The sequence below is a fragment of the Mesorhizobium sp. M7A.F.Ca.MR.148.00.0.0 genome, from assembly GCF_003997735.1.
Taxonomy (GTDB): domain Bacteria; phylum Pseudomonadota; class Alphaproteobacteria; order Rhizobiales; family Rhizobiaceae; genus Mesorhizobium.
Genome location: NZ_RZTB01000280.1, coordinates 1 through 1,249, shown reverse-complemented (window position 1 = coordinate 1,249; position 1,249 = coordinate 1). Strand labels below are relative to the sequence as shown.

Sequence of the window (1,249 nt, the reverse complement as noted above, 5' to 3'; positions counted from 1 at the left end):
AACGAAGCTGATCATACAGCTCTTTTGTTTCCCGTTCGGGCTGCAGGTGCAACTGGCGCTGCAGTCCATCGCGGCAACGCTCATATTGCTTCAGCGCCAGATTGACCCTGCCTTGGGCTGCAAAGGCCTGCATCAGCATCCGATGAACGTCTTCGCGCAGCGGCTCCCAGGTCAGTAGACGCGTCGCCACTTCCACGCAGGATGCATGATTATCAACTTCAGAATAGGTCACCACGAGTTTTTCGAGCACCACGACCGCCTTCGCCCGCAGCCGCTCTCGCTCCACCCGTAACCAATCCTCGAAGGGCTCTTCCTTGAGACCGAACCCATCGAGGAGATCGCCGCGATAGAGGGCCATTGCCTGTTCCAGATCATGTGGGGTCGAGCGGGCGGCCAACGCCTCGAACCGAGCAACATCGACATCGACATCGTCGAGGTTGAGCGTGATGGTATCACCGTCAGCAAGGAACCGTCCGCCCTTGGCGGAGGGCATCGCCTTGCGGATCATCGACAAGGCCTGCCGCAAGTTCATTCGGGCCTGCGGCTCGCCATTGCTTCCCCAAAGCAGGGCAGCCAATTTTTCACGTGAGTGGGAATGGCCTGCCTGCAGTGCAAGATAGGCCACCATCGCACGGGTCTTGCGGCCGAACACCGGCGCTGCCGCCGCATCATCGGCGAAATCGAAACCGCCCAGCAGGGAGAGGTGCGCCATCGGATTCGCCTCAGCAAAGCTTCAGCGCTGATCCTTCATCTTAGCTGCCGCTAATTTCAACGGAGATTCGCATACCGCACCATTTTTCACGATTCTATCACGCCGGCGGCGACACCTGGCTCACGGCACGGATGCACTTTGCAGCGGACGAAACAGATATTTCACAAGGAGGACGCTATGCTGCCGCATCCTACCGACTGGCCACCACTTTGGTATGGTGATCCCTGGCTAACGTCTCGCTCTGGCAACGCCGTCAATTTCCAGCGTTACGACCTGGCACTGGGGTGTTACCTCGAAAAGCAGGCGGCCAATCGTGTATCGGCTCCCGACAGCGTCGGCCAGCTGCGCCGCCTAATCCACATGATCCGCGGGCGTTTGGCCAAGAGGTCAATTGGAGATGCCGCGGCGCCGCCTCACGCTATTACCGACAGCGGGAAATTCAGCCCCTGATCGCCTTGCCCGCCTGCTGCAGCAGTTCGAACGCCGCGAAGCGCTTGGCGTGCCAGCCGGCCAGCGTGGCATCGGGATGATAGACCT

The 1,249-nt window shown here is 60.0% G+C and carries 1 protein-coding gene; it reads right to left on the bottom strand.

Annotated features, from left to right (window positions below; translation table 11 throughout):
* On the bottom strand, positions 1-712 hold a 712-nt coding region (locus tag EOB49_RS33920; RefSeq protein WP_281060632.1), incomplete at its 3' end, for a BTAD domain-containing putative transcriptional regulator.
* Positions 713-1,249 lie beyond the last annotated feature (537 nt).